This window comes from Paenisporosarcina sp. P4_E4_2 (genome assembly GCF_056401595.1).
On sequence record NZ_JBFUJC010000333.1, the window covers coordinates 1 to 3,456 of the forward strand.

Annotated in this window: 2 protein-coding genes; one reads left to right on the plus strand and one right to left on the minus strand. The window is 41.6% G+C overall.

Translation table 11 applies throughout. From position 1 onward, the window contains the following. The coding region (locus tag AC1DSB_RS16590; protein WP_477587142.1) for a methylmalonyl-CoA mutase family protein at window positions 1–1,555 on the plus strand (1,555 nt) is incomplete at its 5' end. Between the two features lie 354 nt (window positions 1,556–1,909). Here AC1DSB_RS16590 and AC1DSB_RS16595 read toward each other — a convergent pair. Further along, window positions 1,910–3,456 (minus strand): hypothetical protein (locus tag AC1DSB_RS16595; protein WP_477587143.1); only part of this gene is annotated, 1,547 nt, incomplete at its 5' end.

Sequence of the window (3,456 nt, forward strand, 5' to 3'; positions counted from 1 at the left end):
CCCATATACAGCGGGCGTATTCCCATTCAAACGTGAAGGGGAAGATCCAAAACGTCAGTTTGCTGGTGAAGGAACACCGGAACGTACAAACCGCCGCTTCCATTACTTATCAAAAGATGACGATGCGAAACGTTTATCAACAGCTTTCGATTCGGTAACTCTTTACGGAGAAGACCCAGATGAGCGTCCGGATATTTTCGGGAAAGTCGGAGAATCAGGCGTTAGCATTTGTACACTTGATGATATGAAGAAACTATACGATGGCTTTGATTTATGCGCACCTTCTACTTCTGTGTCAATGACAATCAATGGACCTGCTCCAATCATTTTGGCGATGTTTATGAACACGGCAATTGATCAGCAGGTGAAGTTGAACGAAGAAAAACTGGGTCGTACGTTAACGGTTGAAGAATTCACCGGAGTACGCGAAAAAACGATGCAAGTCGTTCGTGGGACTGTTCAAGCGGATATTTTAAAAGAAGACCAAGGGCAAAATACATGTATTTTCTCAACGGAATTCGCACTTCGCATGATGGGTGACATCCAACAGTACTTTATCGATTCAAAAGTACGCAACTATTACTCAGTATCGATTTCTGGTTACCATATTGCAGAAGCTGGAGCGAACCCGATTTCGCAATTGGCGTTTACATTGGCAAACGGATTTACGTACGTTGAGTATTACTTAAGCCGCGGAATGAACATTGATGATTTCGCACCAAACTTATCATTCTTCTTCTCGAATGGTTTGGATCCTGAATATACAGTAATCGGCCGTGTGGCTCGTCGTATTTGGGCAGTTGTAATGCGTGATAAATACGGTGCAAATGACCGTAGCCAAAAATTGAAGTACCATGTACAAACTTCAGGTCGAAGCTTGCATGCACAAGAAATCGATTTCAACGATATCCGTACAACACTTCAGGCATTGATGGCGTTGCAGGATAACTGTAACTCACTTCACACAAATGCTTATGACGAAGCGATTACAACACCGACGGAAGAATCCGTTCGTCGTGCAATGGCGATTCAAATGATCATTACAAAAGAACACGGTCTTGCGAAAAATGAAAACCCACTACAAGGTGCATTTATTATTGAAGAAATGACCGACTTAGTGGAAGAAGCGGTACTTTCTGAATTTGATCGTATCAACGACCGTGGTGGCGTACTTGGTGCCATGGAAACACAGTACCAACGTGGAAAAATCCAGGAAGAATCCATGCATTACGAAATGCTGAAACATACGGGGGAACTGCCGATTATCGGTGTGAACACATACTTGAACCCAAACCCGCCTTCAGCGGAAAGCATTGACAACATGGAAATTGCCCGTGCAACAACAGAGGAAAAAGAAACGCAAATTCTCAACTTGCGTGCCTTCCAACAACTCAATTCTGCAGAAGCAGAAGCTGCGCTGAAACGCCTGAAAGAAGTAGCAGTAACAGGCGGCAACATCTTCGAACAACTGATGGACACAGTAAAAGTGGCCTCACTTGGTCAAATTACTAATGCTTTATACGAAGTAGGCGGCCAATACCGTCGTAATATGTAAACCGAAAAAAGCGACCCACTTTGGTGGGTCGCTTTTCTGTTTGGGAATATGAAGAATAGGGTGTTACGGCGACTCACACTTTATTTTTCGAGGAGTATAAGTCGAGATAAATGGTTGAGAGGGAATAAACCGCCGWCGTAAAGGAATAAACATCCTAACTAGTGTTATACACAACAGGAGCGAAGCGAAAACAAAACCATTAAATCTTTAAACCTGAATGGGAGCAATTTCGCTAAATCGCTGCATTGGCTCTTTTCTGTGAAAGAAGCTTGCTATATTTGAAAATCCCGGTTCCATGGAACAACTCCAGGGAAGCGGGATTATCATTTAACTCTTATAAATCATACCTATAACCTATAAAAAATACGGACCGATCAGGAAAAATAAAATCATGAAATTAACAGCCGTCGTATACAATATCAGCATATTACCATTGTCTTCCGACACTTTTGTACGCGAAAGGAAAACTGGCAATAAACATACTATTCCTGCCACAATAATTACTGCCGATACTTGCCAGAGCTCCGTTAAATAAGGAGCTTTCTGAACGATTTTTTCCGGATTGAAGACGGTTGCGAACAAGACAAGTTGGCTGACAACCAAAGCGACTGTATTCACCAATAAGGCAATGAAGTAGGCATTGGATCTACGCAATTTATGAAGTAAAGCAAGTGCGCCATAGCCAATACTTAGTGCCRGAACAAGCCAGGCGAAAGACAGCAACATCATCACGAAACCGTTAAACAAGATCGTTAACATGGTATAAAGTGCTTCTTTATTGTCGCCTTCCAGACCGTCTAAACTCTGTGCGCGTTTTTCTTCAGTAGTTGAAGAATACATGAGTTTTTGGACGGTTCCGTTTGACTGGAAATAAGCCAGGGTATCTATATTAAGTAAAATTGGATTGGTATAAAGATCTCCAATTTTCGTTGCAGCTGCCGCTTCAATGTGTTCATTGTCAGCAAGTCCAACATAAGCCTGATTCACTTTTTTGCCAGTTGAATCATAATGCGAAGCGGTGAAAGAAATATATGTATCGGCTTCACTCAGAAAAATACTTGGAAAACGGACATCTGTCAGTTTGATGCCGGTATTCTTATCGAAAAAAGCAAGTTGTGAGAAAGAAGGTGTCTCTTGCTCCGTTAACTCAAACGTGGCCGTTCTTATAGACTTTTGTCGAGAACCACCGGAATTGATTTCTATATCCAACAGCATTCCGAAAAGATTGTTTGGCTTCGAGAAAAGCGTCATCGATTGTATGATTTCACTTGAATTCGTGGTGAACTGGAACAATTCTTCCAATTCACTACCAGCTTCGTAAAGTGTGAACCGGTTAGTGAGAATGTCACGAGTCACGATGAAAATATGATCATCCAAAACTTTGGCTGTGAAAACTGGCTTCTCAGTGGTGAAAGGCATCACCGCACCATCACCTTGCTGAACGAACACTTTTTGATCAGTTGTCCAATAAACAAGCGTGTCGTCGGACTTTGTGAAATCCTCAACCTGGTCAGCAATCATTTCATTATTACCGTATTCAGTAGAGTAGATTAGCGAATCTTCAACGATAGTATAAGAAGTTTTTCCATCGCTCCATGTATTTTTCTTGGCATTTAAATCTGAATTCGACCATGCCTTCTCACAATTCATAGTCAATGAACATTCATATAAATCCAGTTGTCTAAAATTAAGCAAGCTAACTGCATAGCCATTTTTAGTCGGTACACTTTGAAGCTTTATATAATCACTTGCCTGTTCATCAGTAGGAAATGATCGGCTCCATTCAGGAGAAGGTGGCGCTTTTTGTTCATTCAAGTTAACCCAGTATTGGGAACCTATCAATAGGAGTAAGAGTCCTAAGGTGTATAATTTGAGTTTTCTGGTCATCATCGGGTCCTTTG